The 19,787-nt window shown below is 54.3% G+C and carries 16 protein-coding genes; 4 read left to right on the forward strand and 12 right to left on the reverse strand.

Translation table 11 applies throughout. The features are described 5' to 3' along the window. Window positions 1–78: 78 nt before the first annotated feature. The 5 genes from ACX93W_RS18795 to ACX93W_RS18815 are packed head-to-tail and all read right to left on the reverse strand — an operon-like array spanning window position 79 to window position 8,118. Window positions 79–1,290, reverse strand: coding sequence for a VWA domain-containing protein (locus ACX93W_RS18795; RefSeq protein ID WP_459393918.1), 1,212 nt, complete (start codon window positions 1,288–1,290; stop codon window positions 79–81). Window positions 1,291–1,292: 2 nt separating this feature from the next. Further along, window positions 1,293–3,689: a DUF5682 family protein gene (locus ACX93W_RS18800; protein ID WP_459393919.1), complete on the reverse strand. Its 2,397-nt coding sequence runs from the start codon at window positions 3,687–3,689 to the stop codon at window positions 1,293–1,295. Beyond that, a complete protein-coding gene (locus tag ACX93W_RS18805; RefSeq protein ID WP_459393920.1) occupies window positions 3,686–4,789 on the reverse strand; it encodes an ATP-binding protein in 1,104 nt (367 codons plus the stop codon). Before ACX93W_RS18805 ends, ACX93W_RS18800 begins: the two co-directional genes overlap by 4 nt. Window position 4,790: 1 nt before the next feature. Beyond that, window positions 4,791–6,626, reverse strand: a complete 1,836-nt coding sequence (locus ACX93W_RS18810) for a HEAT repeat domain-containing protein (RefSeq protein ID WP_459393921.1) — start codon at window positions 6,624–6,626, stop codon at window positions 4,791–4,793. A gap of 28 nt (window positions 6,627–6,654) precedes the next feature. Beyond that, on the reverse strand, window positions 6,655–8,118 hold the full coding sequence (locus ACX93W_RS18815) for an SWIM zinc finger family protein (protein WP_459393922.1): 1,464 nt from the start codon (window positions 8,116–8,118) through the stop codon (window positions 6,655–6,657). A 194-nt stretch (window positions 8,119–8,312) separates the two neighbouring features. Here ACX93W_RS18815 and ACX93W_RS18820 point away from each other — a divergent pair, with 194 nt between their 5' ends. Then, window positions 8,313–8,648 carry a helix-turn-helix transcriptional regulator gene (locus tag ACX93W_RS18820; RefSeq protein ID WP_459393923.1) on the forward strand — a complete coding sequence of 112 codons (336 nt, stop codon included), beginning with the start codon at window positions 8,313–8,315 and terminating at the stop codon, window positions 8,646–8,648. A gap of 13 nt (window positions 8,649–8,661) precedes the next feature. Then, window positions 8,662–9,534, forward strand: a complete 873-nt coding sequence (gene map, locus ACX93W_RS18825; RefSeq protein ID WP_459393924.1) for a type I methionyl aminopeptidase — start codon at window positions 8,662–8,664, stop codon at window positions 9,532–9,534. A 95-nt stretch (window positions 9,535–9,629) separates the two neighbouring features. On the opposite strand, the gene ACX93W_RS18830 is transcribed toward map, so the two are convergent. Further along, entirely contained in the window at window positions 9,630–11,876 is a 2,247-nt protein-coding gene (locus ACX93W_RS18830) for an FAD-dependent oxidoreductase (RefSeq protein ID WP_459393925.1), read from the reverse strand. Window positions 11,877–12,001: 125 nt separating this feature from the next. Here ACX93W_RS18830 and ACX93W_RS18835 point away from each other — a divergent pair, with 125 nt between their 5' ends. After that, window positions 12,002–12,799, forward strand: a complete 798-nt coding sequence (locus tag ACX93W_RS18835) for a helix-turn-helix domain-containing protein (RefSeq protein ID WP_459393926.1) — start codon at window positions 12,002–12,004, stop codon at window positions 12,797–12,799. A gap of 81 nt (window positions 12,800–12,880) precedes the next feature. Here ACX93W_RS18835 and spoIIE read toward each other — a convergent pair whose 3' ends face one another. Next, the gene (gene spoIIE / locus ACX93W_RS18840; protein ID WP_459393927.1) at window positions 12,881–15,382 is read right to left on the reverse strand and encodes a stage II sporulation protein E; all 2,502 of its coding nucleotides are present in this window, start codon (window positions 15,380–15,382) and stop codon (window positions 12,881–12,883) included. A 67-nt stretch (window positions 15,383–15,449) separates the two neighbouring features. After that, window positions 15,450–15,797 (reverse strand): hypothetical protein, encoded by a 348-nt coding sequence (locus ACX93W_RS18845; RefSeq protein WP_459393928.1) that lies wholly within the window; start codon window positions 15,795–15,797, stop codon window positions 15,450–15,452. Between the two features lie 11 nt (window positions 15,798–15,808). On the opposite strand from ACX93W_RS18845, the gene ACX93W_RS18850 reads away from it, so the two are divergent. Next, complete coding sequence (locus ACX93W_RS18850) at window positions 15,809–17,758, forward strand: helix-turn-helix domain-containing protein (RefSeq protein WP_459393929.1); 1,950 nt, start codon at window positions 15,809–15,811, stop codon at window positions 17,756–17,758. A gap of 54 nt (window positions 17,759–17,812) precedes the next feature. Here the strand turns inward: ACX93W_RS18850 and ACX93W_RS18855 are convergent, their stop codons facing one another. From ACX93W_RS18855 to yabP, 4 genes are all read right to left on the reverse strand, one after another. After that, complete coding sequence (locus ACX93W_RS18855; protein WP_459393930.1) at window positions 17,813–18,301, reverse strand: S1 domain-containing RNA-binding protein; 489 nt, start codon at window positions 18,299–18,301, stop codon at window positions 17,813–17,815. 189 nt (window positions 18,302–18,490) lie between these two features. Next, window positions 18,491–18,799 carry an FtsB family cell division protein gene (locus ACX93W_RS18860; RefSeq protein ID WP_459393931.1) on the reverse strand — a complete coding sequence of 103 codons (309 nt, stop codon included), beginning with the start codon at window positions 18,797–18,799 and terminating at the stop codon, window positions 18,491–18,493. Then, the gene (yabQ, locus tag ACX93W_RS18865) at window positions 18,799–19,416 is read right to left on the reverse strand and encodes a spore cortex biosynthesis protein YabQ (RefSeq protein WP_459393932.1); all 618 of its coding nucleotides are present in this window, start codon (window positions 19,414–19,416) and stop codon (window positions 18,799–18,801) included. Before yabQ ends, ACX93W_RS18860 begins: the two co-directional genes overlap by 1 nt. Further along, window positions 19,413–19,697, reverse strand: a complete 285-nt coding sequence (gene yabP / locus ACX93W_RS18870) for a sporulation protein YabP (protein ID WP_068687021.1) — start codon at window positions 19,695–19,697, stop codon at window positions 19,413–19,415. Before yabP ends, yabQ begins: the two co-directional genes overlap by 4 nt. Between the last annotated feature and the right edge of the window lie 90 nt (window positions 19,698–19,787).

The following is a 19,787-nucleotide window of genomic DNA, read 5'->3' on the forward strand; positions in this document are numbered from 1 at the left end:
CCAGCCGGGGCGTTTGAGCAAATGTGCAAGTCAGTCTGGATACGTTATAAAAAGCGTAAATAAAACGGATGCTTTTGCTCAATGGAGCTTGCCCCTCTCCGACGTCAATCTGGCGGACAATGCCGACAAATCGTCGCCCTTGAGCGCTCCTTCCACCAGCGCCGGAAGCATTCCTGGCGTACAGGCGAAGGAAGGCGTGCCGTCCCGCGCAAACTGCTTCGCCACCCGTTCGTCGTAATAAGGCTGCCCCTGATCCGACAGCGCCAGCAGGCACATCGTTTGTACGCCCGCCTCGCGAAGCTCCCGCATCCTGCGGATCAGTCCGGCCTGATTGCCGCCTTCGCACAGGTCCGAAATAAGGATTAACATCGTTTTTTTCGGCTCCGTAATAAACTGCTCGCAATATTGCACCGACTTGTTGATGTCCGTGCCGCCTCCAAGCTGGATGCCGAACAACATGTCGACCGGATCGTTTTGACATTGCTCCGTCAAATCCACCACTTGGGTATCAAAGGCGACCACCCGCGTATCCAGCGCGGGCATACTGGCAAAAATCGAAGCAACAACGGATGCCCAGATGACGGAGTCCGCCATCGAACCGCTCTGGTCGATATCCACGATAATCGTCCATTCCTTATTGCGCTTTGCCCGGTCAAAATAATACATTTTCTCCGGGATGATCTGACGCCGCTCGCTATCGTAGTTTTTCAGGTTGCGGCGGATCGTTCTGCCCCAGTCGATTCCCGTCAGGGACGGCAGCGGGGAATGCCGCCGCCGATTTAAAGCGCCCGTTACAGCGCGGCGAAGGTCGTTTTCAAGACGCTTCTGCAATTCCTCGACCACGGCTTGCACAAGCTGTCTTGCCGTATCCTTGGTTTTTTCGGGAATTTTGCCCTTCAGCGACAGCAGCGTGCCGACCATTCCGATATCCGGTTTGACGGAGGCCAGCAGCTCAGGCTCGAACAGCAGCTGCTTCCAGCCCTTGCGCTCCATGGCGTCCGCCTGAATGATGGACACCACTTCCTCCGGGAACAAGCTGCGCACGTCGCCCAGCCATTTGGCCAACCGGGGAGCGGACGGCCCGTTGCCGCCTCGCCCGCCGGCGGAGCCGCCCCCCTCCGTTCCGCCGGAAGTATTGTCATAGATGGCAGCCAGAGCCTCATCCATAATGATTTCTTCGGGTGACAGGCATGAGGAACCTCCGCCAAGCTCCATCAGCTTGGATTCGGCTTCCTTGCCCAATACCAGACGCCAGCGCGACCAGATTTCCTTATCCACTTCAGCGCTCATGATCAGAAGTCCTCAAAGTCAAATTCATTCAGCTCCTCGATTTGCTTCTCTTCCTGCTCGTTCAGCTCGCCGGACAATAGTTCCGCAGCTTGGTCGGAGTCAACTCCCCACAGCTCGCCCAGCACTTCCGCCACCATCGTTTTTTCGCGGGGAGCAAACACGCTGAACGCCCGGCGTAAAAACACCAGCGCTCTTGCAAACTGCTCCTTCTCCAGACCTGCGATATAGGCATTTAACTGCTCCCACAGCGCAATGCGCGACACAAGCGCGTAACGATTGCGCTGGGCCAGGCCCTCGAACCAGCCCGCTCCAAGCTCGGCCGGTATGCCCGGCGACAGACGGCGCGAAACTTCCTGCTCGCAAGCGTCTGCGCTTAATACGCCCCGTTCCATCAGAATGGCGCATGCCAATCCCGATAATCGGGGATTGCGATCGTCACGCGCCGACAGCTCCGACAGTTTGGCGAGCCACAGCTCTTCGTCCACCTGCTCGCCGTGCTCCTGGGCCGCGTTATGCAGACTTCCGATTGCTTCTATCATGCCCGTTGCCGCTTCGTCATTGCAGCCGCTGGCCTCCAGCAGGAACAAACTGGCGCGCAGGAACAGCTTCTCCAGCAGAGGCAGCAATGGAGCCGTATCCATCCGCCGCACATCTCCATAGGAGATGGCTCCGGACAGCTCCGAAATGGCCGCGGCCAGCTGCACCACATCCCGGCTATCGGCGGCGAGCGCGTCCAATGCGCTCAGGCTGGCGTCGAGCTGAGATGCCATTCCGCACAGACAGGCCGTACGAATAAGCTTGGAGGCTTCCGCTATGGAAGTGCATGTCGACAGCTTCTGGCTAAGCGTACGCGCGGCCGCGATTTCTATACTTTCCCCCATCAGGCTGGCCTCGACCGTCTGGATTTCCGCTTCGGGGCTCCATTGCAGAACCCAATGCTCCGCCCAGCTTGCCTCCTGCTGTCCGCTGGACTTTGACTGAGCCAACAAAATGCCGATCAGGGAAAGCCGATGCAGCAGAAAGGATCGGTTCAAATCCAGAAAAGCAGCGGCTTCGGATTTCACTCTGCGATTCTCGCGAAGATCCAATGCCAGCTCCTGAGCAACGGCTGTCCGGTATTTGTCGAGCTTCAGCTCCTTCAGCTGCCGGTTTAGGTCATCCTGAACGGGCGTCTGGCTGACCCCTTCCGCCAAAGCGCCAATCCCCGTGCCAACATCCATGAAGGCTAACGCCTCCGCTACAACCGACAGTTCCCCGCGTCCCAGCAGCGTCTTTGCCGCATCGCGCAAATCGATAAGGGCGGGTTGGCTGCCGCCATGCAGAGCCGCGAGGCTTTCCGCCAAACGCACAGCCTCAATGACCTCCGCGGTGGAGCGGAACGTACCGGTTTCCCGCAGCCGCGCAGCCACGGCGGACAAGTAAACATGGGGTAGTCCGTTTAGCGCCCCCTCCTGCATGGCTCGCCACATGGCTTCATAATAGCCGGGGGCATTATTGCCAGCGCCGTAGCCGGATAACGAAGACAGACGGAAATAGGAATACGGCATCATGGTCAGCTTGGAAGACGTAACGGGCAGCGTCTTCAATTCCGCGTCCGTCATCGCTCCGTCCGTGCTCTCCAACGCTTCCGCATGGTACGCTCCGCATACCACGACGATCCGCCCGGGCTCATGGCCAGAGTCGATCATTTCCTGAATGCCCCGTTTCATGTAGCTCTCGCGCACCGCATTGTGGGCAAACTCATGAACGGCATGCTCCTGTTCGCCCTCGATGGTCAGATTCCGCATGGAAGACGAAAAAGCTTTAATCGTCTGACGGTAAACATCCGGCGACATATTATGCTCGTAATGCCGCTCCCAATACGTATCGTAATCCGGCTCCCCTGCCAAAACGGCAACCCGCTCATAAAGGGAACCCTCCGAGTATTCATTGGCTTCCTCGACATTCCCGACTGGCTGCTCAACATCAACATTGCCTGCTTGCGTCTCTGATACAGTCTCCGCATCATGATCACAAAGCGGCTCTCCGGATGCCGTCAAGTCCCTCTTATCCCTAGCCTTGCGCATTGCCAGCGTCACGCTGGAGGGCAGATCGATAAAAGCAGATTCCGCGCCATTCCGGTCGGCCCACTTGAGCGCGGCGTATTCAGGCGAATAAGCCGCAAACGGCCACAGCACCGTATGCACCGGCACCTGATCCGTATAGGCGAGAATTGCGATTGGCGGCACCGTTTCGTTACGGACGATATGCCGGATTTCGGAACTGGCGTCGGACGGGCCTTCCACCAGCACGGCGGTAGGCTTGATTTCATCCAGAAAACGCAGCAGATGCCACGCGCCGCCGGGAGACAAATGCCGGACACCGAAGACATGTACGCCTGCGGTTCCGACCGCGCTCATGGATTCAGCTCCTTGCAGGCCGTATACAACCCGCGCCAATCGCTGCCCCGTTTCTTCATCACGTTGTTGATGTATTCCTGCCAGACCAGCTTATCCTTGTCGTCGTCCTTGACGATAGCCCCCTGCAGCCCCGCCGCCAGATCGGCATCGCGAATTTCCCCGTCGCCAAAGCTTGCGGCAAGCGCCATGCTGCCTGTGAGAAGGGAGATGGCCTCGGCGGTAGAAATGGCGCCGCCCGGCGATTTGATCTTCTCCTTCTTGTCGAGCGACATGCCGCTGCGCAGCTCGCGGAAAATCGTCACAACTTTAAGAAGCGCGTCATGAGCCGGAGCCGCCGCCTGCAAGTCGTATTGAGCCGCGATTTCGCCTACGCGTTTGCGCACGATTTCGATCTCCGTCTCCAGATCCGTAGGCGCAGGCAGCACAATAATATTGAAACGCCGCTTAAGCGCCGCAGACATTTCGTTGACGCCACGGTCGCGTGTATTCGCTGTTGCAATAATAGAGAACCCTTTGCGGGCGTTCATTTCCTTGCCCAGCTCCGCAATGGAAATCGTCTTTTCCGATAAAATGGAGATCAGCGCATCCTGCACCTCCGACGCGCTGCGGGAAATTTCCTCAAACCGCGCAATGCCGCCCGCTTCCATCGCCCGCATAATGGGGCTTTGCACCAGCGCTTCCGGCGTAGGGCCGTTCGCAAGCAGCATGGCGTAGTTCCATGAATAGCGGACATGCTCCTCCGTGGTGCCCGCCGTGCCTTGAACGACCAAGCCGGAATTGCCGTAAATGGCAGCCGTCAAATTTTCCGACAGCCATGATTTGGCTGTGCCCGGCTCCCCGATCAGCAGCAACGCGCGATCCGTCACCAAGGTGGCGATCGCCATCTCCACCAGCCGTTTGTTTCCGATGTATTTTGGCGTAATAGGGGTTCCTCCGGCTTCTCCGCCTGTAATAAACGTCAGTACGGCCTGCGGCGACATTTGCCAGCCCGCGGGCACCTTGCCCTTGTCCGCCGCCTTTAATGCCTCCAGCTCATGCCGGTAAAGCTGCTCGGAAGGCAGCCGAAGCACATCCTGCAATTGTTGTTGTTCTCCACTCATCTTAAGCTTGCACCTCGCTCATTTGATCAAGAATATATTGCAGTTGTTTCGCAGCGGAGGACCCGGCCCTCTGCTGCAGGGCAATCAGCCTCTCCCGATAGGAAGGGGGCAGGCTCAGCATTTCGAGGAATTGACCCCGGTCCAGACGGTACGGAAGCGACTTCTGCTTCTCCAGAGAAGCCATCATTGTCTCCCGCATGACGGAAATATCACTTCCGCATCGGCGCAATCCTTCCCATAGTACGGTGAATTGATCGTATCTGCCGCGAGAGGAACCCGCCAATGCGTCCAATAGAAACTCCGGCGTATACTCCGGCTCCAGCTCGCCGGATGCCGCTTTGGACGAGCGGACCAGAGAAGCGGCCAACACCGCGTTGCCTCGTTCGATGCACCACAGCAGCCAGCGGTCGTCCCACCCGCTCTCAAGCTCGGATTCCGGCAGTATTGTCGTAACGTAGGTATAGTCCTGCTCCTCGTTCCAAATGTTAGGCACCGTCTGCCATGAGCTCGAAACGAGGTATTGCTCCATACTGTTGATCAAGGTATCCTTGTACACGCCTTTGTTATAAGCGGAATAATGGTCGAATACCTCCTCTGGCGATAGCAGGAGCACCGACATCTCGAAGGCATACGACAGGAAGTTGGAATGAACCTTCTCCAGCTTGCGCAGCTTCTCCAATACCGCTAGCGACGGCGTCTCCGACACATAGCGGGCGGCATCATGCAAATACCCCGTCCAGCCCAGCTTCTGCAAGCTGGACACCGAATCCAGCACTTTGTTGAAAAACGCGTCCAGCTCGTCGCCCCTTTTGTTATAGAGGGCGTCGCGATAAGCATCCAGCCGTTCCCTGACCGGCGTCAGCTTCTTGCTGTCTCCCGAAAATAACTCCGAGTCCGCAACAGCCTGCTCCAGCAGCGTGGTTGCGTCTTCGGCCAGCTTCGCCGCGATCGGACTCTCCGCATGGCCCGCCAGCCCGGAAGCAGCTATGCCCGCGTCCTTTCCGGCGAAGGCTTCATACAGCCTCGCCTGTGCATTTTCGCTGCGGCTGTGCGTCAAAGCGGCGTAGGCCGCCTCCCGTACGCCTTTTTTGCCATCGGCAGACCATTGCAGCAAATCGGCTTCAAAGGCTTCCCGTCCCGCCAAATAAGGGATGGCCGCCACCCTGACAACCTCCGATCCTTCAGCGGCTGCGCTGCGAACCTCTGCAAGATCGCCATCGGTTACGCAAAGCTTGGCGATTACTTCAATCGTTCTGGCATCGCTTTTGCCTCCCGCCAGATTAAAACGAGCGCGCAACAGCGGTAAAATAGTTGTGCCGTAAGCGGGCAAAATTTCGTTTTTGGCATAGTCCGCAAGCTCGGAATATGGATCATCCAATGCGTTAATGGCGAGTTTCACCAGGCGCAGGTCCTGAAACAAACCGTCCTCAAATGCTTGCTTGACGATTTCGTATCGCCCTCCGCCCGTAGTGTCCAGCGCATCCCGAACCTCCGCCAGACGGCGGTATGACTTCGTGGTAGACAGCCCGACGGGCACAGTTTCGGTCTCCTTCAGCTCTCCTTCAGGAGCAAAAGCCCCTTGCGTGTGAAGCACAGAGCTGAGCAGCAGAGTCAGCTCCTGAAGCTTGACCGCGGAGGAACGGTCATCATTGCCGGAGGGCTCAGCCAGCTCTTGCGCTCCCTCCCCCAGCTTTTTGAATACAGGCGCTTTCTCTCCTGCCTGCAGCAGCTGCGGAATAAGCCGCTTCAGGCGAAAATCTCCTCCCGCCAGATCGCTGCCGGCGATATATAGACGTGTCGTCTCGTTATATAACTCCCGTAAAAGTGCTACGCTCATGTCCTAACCTCCCAAATCATACATTCCTCTAATACCAAAGCCGGGTGATGTGTGTCTTGTGGATAATAGACAGGGGCTGCGCCACAAGCCGGGACTGGCTTGGGACATGGTGGAACAGCAGCAGAAAAGCCGCATCCTCCAGATCGGCCTTTGGCAGAATCCGCAGCAGATGGGTGGTTTTTTTCCATTCATTGGTTACATCGCCAAGCTGCAGCTTCGCCCCGGAGCCGTCCAGGAGCACCAGATTTCCATCCTCCGTCTCCTGAATAGACTTTGCATGCACCAGCACAACCGGAACTTTGTTGCCCAGCGGATTTTTCAGCTCGTTCCGCACTGTTTTGACCGCGTTCGCAACCGACGTATCCGCCGCTTCCCGTACTTTTGTCCTATGCCGCTCTTCAACCGGAGCAAACGACGGATTTTCAAAGCGCACGCGGCGGTTGACCGTGCCTGGATACAGGTATAGCTCGCTTGCGGTCACCGCGTCGAAGAAGCTGTCCTCTTCTTTTATATATTTAGCGGCCTTGTATGGACGGTAGTTGAAGGTCCGGTGGATTTCCCCGCTCTCCAGCTCCATCCAGTAGCCGATATCAACGAATTCGCCCCGGGCTTCATCGTCGTAACTAATGAAGGAAAGCTGAACCATTTCCCGGTTTTGGCGCAGGAGTCCATGTGCTTGCAGCTCGGACAGCTGCCAGGCATGCCCCAGCCATTCTTCGATCGCGGTTTCCACGTCGGGCTTCAGCTCGGGATCATTCAGCTTGGCTTCCAGATAAGGACGGCCCTTGCGGATTAACGCCCCGATAAGCAGCAGCTGCTCGACAGCCGATGTATATTGCGTCTCCTGATTTTCGGAGTCCTCTAGCGCAGCCTCCAGATAAATGGCAAGCGCCCGAAGCTCATTTTGAGCGCCCGGCAGATAACAGTTTCCAAGCTCCTTGACTCCGTCCCGGATTCCCTTGATGCTTCTTTTGTCGACGGTTCCTAACCCGCCGCGAATGAGCGAAAGCACCAGCTTCTCCAGCATATCCAGCCCTTGAAGCTGCGCTTTTATTTTTTTGGCTAAAGCCGCTTTATTGACCTTCTTTGGCTTGGCTTCCGCCTCGCCGGACGCAATCGCCTCGGCTTGAGCCGCTTTTTTGGCAGAACGTTGATCCGCCTTCTCCCGCTTGGCCTCAAGCTCGGCCGGAACCTCCGCTACAGAAAACGTTTGGCCCCCGGCATATGCGTACAATAGCGCCAATCCATGCTTGCAAGGAAACTGGCGGCTTGGGCAATTGCATCGGAATACAGGTGCGTCGCCATCTTTGAAATCCGCCGAGCAGCTATAGCCGGATGCCCCGCTGCCTGCGCAAACCCCGAAGAGCAGTACTCCGTCCTCCGATCTGGAAAGCCCCGAAAGTTTATTTTTTTTAACCAGATCGCGACCGTTTTTGGCCGCTGCGCTATTCGGCGCAAGCGAATCTACGAATGACTCTGTCACCTCTACCATTTCATTACTCCTCCCGCCACGATGATTCAGGTAGTCTTGCACTTTTGTATCCTATATTATACCAAATGATAGTCCCTCAACCTATCTGTCTAAATTCCTGTTCTTTCCTTCGTTTTGTGCAAGTGAGATCAAGTATGAGCGTCGAATTTTCGTTAAAATAGATAAGGTAAACAAAACGATCGAGGTGAACGCCATTGTCCGTACAGACGCTGCAGTCTATGGTCCGGTGGATTGACGGTAATCTAACAAAGGAACCCTCCTTGCTGCGGTTATCCGCCTATGTGGGTTATTCGCCCGGCTATTGTTCGGCCAAGTTCCATGCCTTTATGAAAATAAGCTATAAGCAATATGTGGCGCAGCGGAGAATCCAGCATGCCGCCAGCGACGTTGCGGAGGGCAACGAAAAGCTGCTTTCCATCGCCCTAAAATACGGCTTTTCATCGCACGAAGCCTTTACGAGAGCGTTCGCCTCCCAATATGGATGCACGCCCAAGCAATATCGAAACAAACATGCGGACAGCTCGTGCTGAAAGAGAGGATACCATGGAGTCTATCGGAAGAAACGATAAGTGCTGGTGCGGAAGCGGTCTGAAATATAAAAGCTGCCACGCCGGATTCGACGAAAAGCTGAGGAGCTTTGCAGCGGAGGGAATTTCTCTGCCGCCCCGGTCTATCATCAAAACGCCGCAACAAATTCAATCCATACGAGAAAGCGGCAAAGTCAATACGGCCATTCTGGATTATGTATCCGGGCACATCACTGCCGGAATGACGACCGAAGACATTAATACCCTGGTCTACGATAAAACCATCGAACTCGGCGGGAGGCCGGCGCAGCTTTATTTTCAAGGCTTCCCCAAAAGTGTATGCACCTCCATTAACAATCAGGTCTGCCATGGCATTCCCTCCGCCAAAGTCGTTCTGAAGGACGGGGATATTATTAACGTCGACGTGTCCACGCAATATAACGGCTACTACTCCGATTCCTCCAGAATGTTCCCCATAGGCGGGGTGAAGGAAGAGCATAGAAGGCTGGTCGAGGTGACAAAAGAGTGCGTGGAGCTTGGCCTGCAACAGGTCCGGCCCTGGCAGCGCATGGGCAATGTAGGCGCGGCAATCAACGAGCACGCACGAAAAAACGGCTACTCAGTCGTCATAGAAGCCGGCGGGCATGGCATCGGTCTGGAGTTTCACGAGGAGCCGTGGATTGGATACGTGACGCGAAGAGATACGGGAATGCTGATGGTTCCCGGCATGATTTTTACGGTAGAGCCCATGATCAACATGGGCAGCCGCAAAGTCTTCACCGACGATGGCGACGGCTGGACGATCTATACGTCGGACGGCAAACCGTCGGCGCAATGGGAGTCCATGGTGCTGGTTACCGATGCGGGACATGAGGTTTTGGCCAACTAAGCAAGGAGCGGCCCCTCGACAATCAGCAATGCCGGTACCCTCTGTTACGGACACCGGCATTGTTCATATTATGAAGGGGTATGAGGAAAGCTGAATTAGGAATATACCCGTATTTCCACCACTTGAGCATACGGCGAACCGTTGGTGCACTCGACAACCAGACGAAGTGCCGTTATGGCGACGGGTTGCTCCAGCTTGTGCACGCGCAGCCGCTTGCGATTCCCGGATTCCCGGTGGAGCGTCGCCCACCCTTGCTCCGTCAAACCTTCGATTCGATAGTCCCGGACCAGCTCCGGCAACACCTCAAACGGCGTGCGGTGATGGTGCAGATTGATCAAATCCTCATTGACGTCATCGTTAAAAATAATCCGAACCTCGGAAGCCTCCACCTCCCGCCCCCAAGTCAACGATATCCATTCTTCGGCGCCTTCGGACATTGCTTCCGACATCCACAATTGCGGTCCCCCATAAGGTCGGGCGTAGCCATTTGTGACGGAGGTTGCGGCATAAGCCTCCGTCGCCGGTTCAACAACCGCGCAGAAAGGCGTACGGTTCAACTCCTCCATGCTCCAAGCCATCGTTTTTTGGCTTGTCATATAATCGGCAAAATCCGGCGAAGAACCGCCGTGTCCGGCAAAACACAATACGCCAAACAACGGCTGTGCGCTTGTGTGCAGGCGAATTCCTTCATTTCCTTCAATCGTCACAAAAACATTGCAAGGCTCATTCGTCTCATACCGGAACGGAATCTCGATCCATTGTCCCTTGCCTTCCGGAATGGCGATGGCATGGGACTGGAGCAGCTCGGCGGGAATATAGTTCTCCGGTTTTCCCGTCCCGTAAAGGCTTATTTTCAGCTCCGAAGGAGTATCGGCGTCCGCCAAAAGCTTAAGACAATCCAGCCTGCCCGACACAGGAAACAGAAGTCCCGCTGGATCATTCAAGGCATACGTTCCTGCAGGAGCCCCCGTCGCCAGCTTTGTCAACACGGAGGACGCCGATACTTTGGCAAGCCGGGCTTTATCCCGTTCGTCGCTGTTGCGAAGCCCGATAATGGAGGCATCCTGCCGAAGCAGCGTTTGCTGAAGCTCCTCCAAGCGATCGCCATGCAGCTCTCTTGGCGTTACTCTTTGCCGGACGCATAAGGCAGCGCCCGTGCCTGCCGCTTCGCCGATTACGGCGCAGGTAGCCATAACCCGCGTTGTGCCAAAGGCGACATGGCTCGCGCTAATATTCCGTCCGGCAAACATCAAATTGCCGATGTTGGCGGAATATAGGCTGCGGAACGGGATATGGTATATGCCGTCGGGATGGTAATGCTTCGAGCCGCTTTCCTGCGCGTACATCCCCTGCGGGGGGTGAAGATCGATGGACCAGCCTCCGAACGCAACCCTGTCGTCAAACGGCCTCTGGGCGATAATATCATTTTGATTGAGGACGTAATCCCCGACGAATCTTCGGTATTCACGTTTCCCGGGCAATGAGCCTACCCATTCCAGCGTCATATTTTCCGCATCGAATTTCCCCGAATTTTTGATGTAATCCCAGATGCCGTAGATGACCGACCACAGCTCGTCGCGAATGGCTTCGTTCTCATGCACCGTATCGCGTTCTCCTCCCCACTCGATCCACCAGTAGTGGCAGCCGGAATCGCCGCTTCGGATGACGCGCCGGACGGGAATGGACGTTTCCTCGATTTTTTTGGCAAAGGAAGGAGGAACAAAGCGAACGGGGCGGCCTTCGTCCTTGGTATAAAAGAGGATCGTGCTGCCCAATGTAATATCATCGGCAATTTCCGGCGCCCAGTCTTCGTTAAACTCATGGCGTGCCTCGCGTCCAAGCCGGAAGTCGGCGCCTGCCAAAAAGCCGAGAAGTCCGTCTCCCGTGCAATCCAGAAACATGCTGCTTTGGAATGTAATCCTGCGCTCGGAGCCCATCATCCAGCCGGTAGCCGATTGAATGCGCTCCGCCCCGTCTTCGCCGGATTCCATCTTGACTTCATGTACGTCCGTATTAAGGAAAAGCGTAATCCGGCTTTCGGCGCGGACAGCCTCCAGCACAACCAAATCCCAAAGATAGGGATTGCCCTCCGGATTCCGGTATTGATTTTCGGCGAATAATTCGCCCATTATACCCGTTTCCCTGGCATAACGATTGACTCCGTGTCCCGTCGCTCCGCAAACCCATACCCGCACCTCGCTGCTGGAGTTGCCCCCCAGAACAGGCCGGTTTTGCACAAGCGATACACTTTGTCCCAGCCTTGCGGCCGCAATCGCCGCGCATACGCCGGCAAGGCCGCCGCCGATCACCGCCACGTCGCTCCTTATCACTTCCTGTCTCATGCCAATCACGCTCCAATTCATTTGGTATATCTTTAATTTCATGATAAGATACCAATAAACTTTGGTGAATGGCCTTAATTTCACAATACATATCCTTATTTTCAATAAAAGCGAGGGACGAACCCATGCATTTGCCGGTTCCGCAATGGCTTTCCTATGTGCATTGGCAGCGTAAAGAGCATTTCCTGTTGGCGGAGGATACGTACGAGGACTGGGTTATGTTTATAATTGAAGAAGGCAGCTTTTCCTTCCGGATCGGCCTGCACGAAGGCGTAGGAGAACCCGGGGATGTCATCATCTGCCCGCCCCATCATCGTTTTTGCAGAGAGACGCTTTCGCCCCTCAGCTTTCATTTCGTCGTGTTTGGCCTGGAAGGCTTAAACGTGAATGCCGGAATGGAGCTGCCCCATATTCCAACCGGACATATCAAGCTGGTCAAGGGCCGGCAGCGGCTGGAGGACAATCAAATAAAGCTGGCCCAAGCGGCCAGCCTCCACGCATTATCGCCCGATGCCTACCGCGAGCACATTCTTATGGATATCTGGTATTTGATCGTCAACGAGCGGCATTCGGAAGGCGGACCGATTGGGCAGGGCGCCGTCAGCCCCCAGATGGAGGAAGCGGCCGACATGCTGCGCAAGCAAGCGTTAACCGGCGGGGATATTCGCACGGTTGCCGAGGCGTTGGGATTAACCTCCGTTCAGCTTACCCGGCGTTTCCAGGCTGCATTTCACCAGACCCCGATCCGTTATGTAACGTCGGTCCGCATAGAGAAGGCCTGCAGGCTGCTTGCGGGCACCGACCGGACTCTGGATGATATCGCACAAGCTTGCGGTTACGAAAACGGCTTCTATCTTAGCCGGGTGTTCAAAAAACAGATCAATATGCGCCCCTCCGATTACCGGAAGACGCATCGCTTGTAACGAAGACACGCCGTTTTGCAGCTCGGTGCCCGGCAAAGGCATCAGCGCTGAAAAACGGCGTTTGGATAAGTCCCCTTTCTCTTAACTGACCGTTCTTGGACGTTCCATACGGGTGACGCCAGGCCAGCGGAAAGACGCCCACTCCGGCAAATGTTTATCGATCCTCGCCACAAGGACCGTCATATCGTCCACAATTTCACCTTCATGATACCTCACAACCGTCTCCAGCAGCGCATCCGCCATCTCCTGCGGGTCGTCGCTTTTAAGTTCTCCGATAATACGCTTCATCCACATCTCTTTGTTAATGGCATGGCCCGGCGCATCATAAATGCCGTCGCTCATCATAACGAGCGTATCTCCCGGCTGCATCTGCATGGATACAAAGTCGACGTCGATATCCTGAATAATCCCGATCGGCAAATTATTGGCCGTAACCGGAATTACCTCGCGCCCGCGTTTAATAAAGCTTGGCGTTGATCCGATCTTCATAAATGTAGTATTGGCGGTGTACAAGTCGACGATAGCCAGATCCACCGTCGCGTACATTTCTTCGGAAGATCGCAGCATCAAAACCGAATTGACTGATTTGACGGCAAGCTTCTCGTCCATGCCGGATTGAAGCAGCTGCTGCAGGATGGACAAGGCCGCACTGCTCTCCTGCCGCGCACGCTCGCCATTGCCCATGCCATCGCTGATGGCTACGGCAAACTTGCCTCCGCTCAGCTCGGCCAGGCTGAAGCTGTCTCCCGACAGCAAGTCGCCGCCTTTGGCCGCTCCCGCCACTCCCGTCTCCACCTCGAATTGCTTGGCGGAGCCGAAGGTAACCAGCGTTGGTTCGCCGTGCCTGTCAGGGAGCGTCTCCGACTTCACCGCGATATGCTCGCCCAGAATATCGCTCAGCAGCGGCGCGATGATTTTGCGGCATTCGTCAAAGCCTTGCTCAAAGGAATGATACACCTCGATCTCGACATTTCCCTCCTCCAAATTTACGATATCCACCCCAAGGATGGATAATCCCAATCCTTCCACCGCCTCTCTGATCTGCTCCTCCTGCAAATGCAGCATTTGCCCTTCCCGGCGAATCTCCTTCGACAAATCGTCCATGACCTGCGAAACGCCGAATAATTGATCCGCAACCAGCTGGCGGGAATCGCTAATTTGTTTTTTCCAATGCCGGTTATTCTGATAAAGCTCATATTGATGCCTCATGATGGACATAACCTGCGGCGTTTTCACGCAATGCAAACCCCACGAGCGGGGATGCTCTTTCGGCGATGGCACCTTATTATCCTCAACGGCCGTCATCATCTCCGTCATCATTTTATAGGTGTGATAATATTTGTCTCCCCAGCAAGCATGCTGACGATGACAGCTGCCGCAGCTGCGCTGGGATACCGCGCTCATGAAATGGCCCAGCTCGTCCTCCCGTTTGATCTCCTCCGTTTTCTGCGTCAATTGGCCAAAGCTGCTGGACAGCTGGCGGAAAACCTCCGAAAACTTCGATACGCGCTCCGCCGTTACCTCCCGCACCCGCTTGGCATAGTCATGCTGCGACTTGGCATGTTCGTTCGTCCCCGGAACATACCTTGCTATCGTGCGGATCACGCTCCGGGGAGTCAGCATAAGCAGGACAGCGGCGGCAACGGACTCCCATGTGGAGCTCATCACATCGGCCTGCGTCCCGATATAAATCGTCAGAATCGAAGTCCCCAGCAAAAGGCCAAAAGCCGCCGCCATCTTGCCGCCTTCGCGCAGCAGTCCTGCAAGCAATCCTGCAAAGGCCAGCATGCTCATCTGCACAATAGCTCCAAAATCGGCCAGGCTGAGAATCAAACCGGCGACTACGCCAACCGATGCGCCAAGCGGCGCTCCGCCCGCCATTGCGAACAGCAGCAGCATATATCGGGACATTACATGCTCCGCCGACATGCCGTAAAGCACCCATCCGACCGCCCCCGTCATGACGGATGCCAGCAGGATCATAAGGCAGATGATTTCTTCATGCCGAAGCGCCGCCGATTTTCGCGTCATGGTCAATACCGGGATTGCGTGAATAAACACCAGCGTCAGCACAAAAGCAAGACATGCCTCCACCACAACCATTAGGAGGTTGTACCAGCCGAGCGTATTAAAGATAAACACTTTAAACAGCCCAACAAGCAGCATGGAAGCAAACACCAGAATCGGCGCCGAGGACAGCTCCGCCTTTTCATAGGCTTCGAGCCCTTTAAGGAGCAGGAATAACGCCGCGATTTCCGTTGCAATCCAGAGTGCGGCCGGCTCTGCCGCAAACCAGCTGCCCGCCACCAGCGAAACCGCGATCCAGATGAACAAATCCCTTCTCATAAAATACATGACGGCAAAATAAGCGGCGGCAAACGGCATCAGCGATTCAAGAATAACGGCTCTTCCCAACAGAAACCCTACGCCTAACAAAAGAAACGTCCATTTTTTGGCCAAAACGACTTGTCCGGCATTGGTAAACGCACGAACCGCTCTCCACTCCCCCACTTTCTGCCATGCCGATCGGGAGAAGCCCTCCGGTCCGTTATCCGCGGCTCCCAGCACACCTTCCTTCTTCATGAACAGACACCACCATTTCCGAATGTAATGTGTTTCCCATTATAGGAGGTTGTCCACATGAAGTTTGTCAGTTATCGTAAACGGCCCAAAAGTTTTTTCCGACAAAATGAACCGCCGCGCAGGTCTTGTCACCGCAAGCGTAAACCAGCGCCCACAGCGGCTTTGGGCTTTCTTCTCTTTTACCGCCGTTGTCCAGTGACCCAACAAAAACAGCAGGCCAGCCCCCGATAGATTGGCGAATCGCCGCAGTAAACTGTCGGTATAGGAGGAGTCGGGAAGAAAACTTTTTGGCCCGGAAAGGCATATTCCGCAAAGCGACAATAAAGTCGGGAAAAAATACCAGAGAATCATTAATTGGCGGGTCGTCGATTTTTGCTATACTAAAAGCGAAAGCCAAGTGAGCGGTAGACGACAAAGGGGAACCTCATGAACTGGAATGATCATATCTTATTATGGAATAAAGCCAGCATAAAGCTGATTGATATTCGGCGCTTGACGGTTTTCCCGGGAGAGGGCATACAAACGTACAGGCTGCCAGCCAGCTTCTTTCTACATATATCGAGCGGACAAGCCAGACTTTGGCTGGATGGGTCGCCTTTTTTGTCCAGGCGCTTCCATGTCCTGCACGGCAGTAAAGGCATGACGCTCGAAATCGAGGCAATGAACGAGCCTTATGAATATTACCTCGTTCTTTACAAAGCCGCCTTGTACCCTCCCTTCAGCAAAGAGACGCGGCTGTTGATGGAGAGAAGCCGGCCATTCCATGTGCTATATAGCCTGGAGCCGCACGACCCGCTATCTATTTACGATTACGCCGTTCGAATGGACAGACACTGGCGACAATCCCAAACGCTTAATCGGCTTTATGTGAAAGGGCTGCTGTACCAATTTGTCTACGAAATCATGCGGCAATTAGAGATGCAGAGCACCCTTGCCTTCCAGCCTGATATCGCAAACCAGACTGCGCAATTTATAAAGGAGCATTATAAAGAACCGCTTGATATTCAACGACTGGCCGATCGTGCGGGCTGCAGCAAAAGCTATCTGTCTCGCGTATTCAAGAAGCGATTCGACGTCAGTCCCATCAACTATTTGATCGCTATTCGCATGGAGCTAGCCACGGAACGACTTATCCAAACCGAATTGACCATTCAGGAAATTGCCGAAAGCGTGGGTTATGTCGACAGCTATCATTTTAGCCGTGTATTCAAAAACCATGTCGGCAGCTCCCCGCAAAGCTATCGTTCCGGGCAACACCATCACATCTCCGTTCATCATCCGTCATCCGGCGGTTCAGTCTCATCCATTGTCCCCCTGCCACTTTATCGATATATTAATAATGAAAATCATTATCGATATATGAGGAGAGGAAAGTCACACATGCGCAAAAATAAAGTTTCAAAGGGCGCCTTATTGCTAATCAGCTTGGCTTTGCTGCTAAGCGCTTGCTCCGTTTCGCCTGGCACAGGCCCTTCTGCCAGCAATTCTACTGTCACAGCAGAAATAAGTCCGTCTCCTGCAACCACGGTCGGAGGTACACAGACTGCCGGAGATACGATGACGTATCACGCCCTGAACGGAGATATTGTTGTGCCAAGAAACCCGCAGCGGGTCGTCGTCATTGCCGGTGCTTTTGTCGGCCATTTGCTGACGCTGGGAATCAAGCCAATCGGCGCAGCCTCGGAAGCGTTCAATAGTTATACGGAAGGAATGCTGGATGGCGTTGAAGATCTCGGGGGCGAGGTGTCATACGAAAAAATTCTGGATTTACAGCCCGATTTAATCATTATTTGGGATGATCCCGGGGAAATTGAGAAGTTAAGCCAGATCGCGCCTACGGTAGCGATACCTTATGGCAAGCCCGTCCGGGAGCAGCTTATTGAATTCGGCAAAATGACTAGCCGCGAGGAGCAAGCTCAAGAGTGGATTGCGAATTGGGACGAAAAAATCGCCCATTACAAGCCTCTAATCGAAGAAGCCATTGGCGACAAAACGGTTGCCGCCTTTGACGCGTCAAGCAGAAGCGAAATATTTGCATATGGGCAAGGGCTCGGCCGTGGCGGAGATATTCTATATGGAGAGTTTAATCTTAAAGCTCCATCCCTGATACAGAAAGAAGCAATAGAAAGCGGAACCGGATGGGCTCGCTTGTCGCTGGAGTTATTGCCGGAATACGCGGGAGACTTCATTTTTATAAGTGGTTATTCGGAGGAAACGAGCGGCGTGTCCGTATTTAGCGGGGAGTTGTGGGACAAGCTGCCTGCGGTTCGTAATCAAACCGTTTTTTATGAAAATGAAAAAGGATTTATATTTAGCGATCCCATCTCGCTGGAGCGGCAGTTGGAATTTATCGTCGGTTCCCTAATCGGCGGCTGACGTTATTAGGAGCAAAAAAGCAGAGCCCTGCGGCTCTGCTTGGATATGAATGAATTATACTCGCTTGGCTCCGCGTCCGCCGCGTTTGCCTTCTGTGTTTTTCTTCAGGGAAGAAATCCGCTCTTCACTATCTTTCAAGAAGCGAGACATTTTATCCTCGAATGACGGTTTCCCGAAGGACGGTCTGCCAGACGATTGCTTGTTGAAGGGACGTCCGCCTCGGTCCTGACCTCCGCGGTTAAATCGTTCACCACCACCACCTCCAGGTCCTCCGCTCGCGCGCGGCGGCGGTGCAGAGCCTTCTGGCCGGTCAATGGCTTGCTTAATGGAAAGACCGATCTTTCCGTCCTTATCGACGTTGATCACCTTCACCTTGACAACATCGTCAATCTTGAGATGATCCTTAACGTCCTTGACATAGTTATCGGCAATCTCGGAAATGTGAACGAGACCTGTGACACCTCCCGATAAGTCGACAAATGCCCCAAAATGTGTAATGCCTGTCACTTTTCCTTCTAACTTGGCGCCCACTTCAATTGCCATAAAATAAAATGTTCCTCTCTCAAAAGTTTAGTGGAAACAGTGCCAATTGCCGGGGACAACACGGACAACGCCGCTATAAAGCCCCGTCAGCCATCGCTCTGTTCCTATACCGTGATTATAACCGAACCAAAGAATGAAGGTCAACAGACGTTCACCCGATTATGTGGCCATCTATGACTGCGCGAGCCTCTATTCGCTGAAAATTTGCTGCTCGCCTTCCTTTACCATGCCTTGCTCCTTGGTGGCAAGCTGTGAAATATATTCCGGATCATTCAGTTTCTCCACCTGAAGGAGAAGCGCTTCGCTTTCCTGACGCGAAAGCTCCAGCTGTTCCTGAATGCCGCTTAATTTCTGGTGGGTCGCTTTCTGCTGCTGCAACTGGCCAAAAAGAGTATATGCCGCCCAGCCCATAAACAGGATGATGAAGGTCATCCAGATTTTGTATCTGCGTTTGGCGGCTAGCATTGCCGCTCCCTTATTCACCGTTGCAGTTGCCATTAGCGCTTGTCCCTCCCAAACCATAGTTTCCATTTTTTGCTCAAAATTGATACGGTGCTTTTCCAAAACCGGCTTTCCTTCAGCTTTTCCACATAGGGCTTAAGCCATAGGTAAACCCGTGACACCAGCGGCGAAAACATCCATTTTGCCACTATCCAAAAAGGACGAACCAATTGTAGCATAATTTTCAGGACGAAAATAGTGAGCGCAGACCCAAATAACAGTAACATTCTAAGAAATTTCAGGAGCAGAATAACCGGTTTTACGATAAGAAGCATAACCATTTTCACCAAAAAGGAAATAACGGCTCGAACTGCGTCAATGAACCATTTGACCAGCTTGATCACCAGGGAGCTGAGCAGCCAGTAGTGGATTATCGCACCAAGCGCCAAGCCCAAAAAGACGTAGGCCCGCACTTCCCCGTTGTTGCTGGCGTACAGCATGCGGAATACGGCTACGGCGGCGAGCGCCCAGTAGGCCACATCCAGCAGCGGCAGCCACCAGCGCGGAAAACGCAGCTCGCTGGATATGACGCGATAGCCGTCGAACACAATCCCCATGCCGGCGCCGCAAGCCAGCATAAAGGCAACGGTGAGCCATTGAACCTCCAACGTCATTTGAACAGCTTCCCGAACAAACCTTTGGACTTGCTTGCGGCCGCGCCGTCCAGATAGGCGAGCGAATGCACCAGTCCTTCAATAGAGACCAGCCCTTGCTCCAGGCTTAACAGCTTAATATGCAGATTTTGCCCCGTTATGGTAAGGAAGCCTAACTCCGTTTCCAGCAAAAACTCCTCGCTGTCGAAGCTTTCGACATTGATGACGCCCGTCAGCTCCAGCATTTTGCGATTGATCAGCTTGATATCCCCACTCTTGTGCCCTTTGCCCTGTTCCGCCATATGGCACTCCCCCGCTTCCATAAGTTTCTCTATTAATCTATGGGAGAGGGACAAGGATTAGAACACCATATCACCTAAAAGCCAAACGGT

It is taken from the genome of Paenibacillus sp. CAU 1782 (assembly GCF_054551715.1).

Bases quoted from the DNA above. Each gene is read 5' to 3' on its own strand.
- ACX93W_RS18795 (WP_459393918.1), bottom strand. From the start codon at position 1,290: ATGAGCGCTGAAGTGGATAAGGAAATCTGGTCGCGCTGGCGTCTGGTA.
- ACX93W_RS18800 (WP_459393919.1), bottom strand. From the start codon at position 3,689: ATGAGCGCGGTCGGAACCGCAGGCGTACATGTCTTCGGTGTCCGGCAT.
- ACX93W_RS18805 (WP_459393920.1), bottom strand. From the start codon at position 4,789: ATGAGTGGAGAACAACAACAATTGCAGGATGTGCTTCGGCTGCCTTCC.
- ACX93W_RS18810 (WP_459393921.1), bottom strand. From the start codon at position 6,626: ATGAGCGTAGCACTTTTACGGGAGTTATATAACGAGACGACACGTCTA.
- ACX93W_RS18815 (WP_459393922.1), bottom strand. From the start codon at position 8,118: ATGGTAGAGGTGACAGAGTCATTCGTAGATTCGCTTGCGCCGAATAGC.
- map (WP_459393924.1), top strand. From the start codon at position 8,662: ATGGAGTCTATCGGAAGAAACGATAAGTGCTGGTGCGGAAGCGGTCTG.
- ACX93W_RS18830 (WP_459393925.1), bottom strand. From the start codon at position 11,876: ATGAGACAGGAAGTGATAAGGAGCGACGTGGCGGTGATCGGCGGCGGC.
- ACX93W_RS18835 (WP_459393926.1), top strand. From the start codon at position 12,002: ATGCATTTGCCGGTTCCGCAATGGCTTTCCTATGTGCATTGGCAGCGT.
- spoIIE (WP_459393927.1), bottom strand. From the start codon at position 15,382: ATGAAGAAGGAAGGTGTGCTGGGAGCCGCGGATAACGGACCGGAGGGC.
- ACX93W_RS18850 (WP_459393929.1), top strand. From the start codon at position 15,809: ATGAACTGGAATGATCATATCTTATTATGGAATAAAGCCAGCATAAAG.
- ACX93W_RS18855 (WP_459393930.1), bottom strand. From the start codon at position 18,301: ATGGCAATTGAAGTGGGCGCCAAGTTAGAAGGAAAAGTGACAGGCATT.
- ACX93W_RS18860 (WP_459393931.1), bottom strand. From the start codon at position 18,799: ATGGCAACTGCAACGGTGAATAAGGGAGCGGCAATGCTAGCCGCCAAA.
- yabQ (WP_459393932.1), bottom strand. From the start codon at position 19,416: ATGACGTTGGAGGTTCAATGGCTCACCGTTGCCTTTATGCTGGCTTGC.
- yabP (WP_068687021.1), bottom strand. From the start codon at position 19,697: ATGGCGGAACAGGGCAAAGGGCACAAGAGTGGGGATATCAAGCTGATC.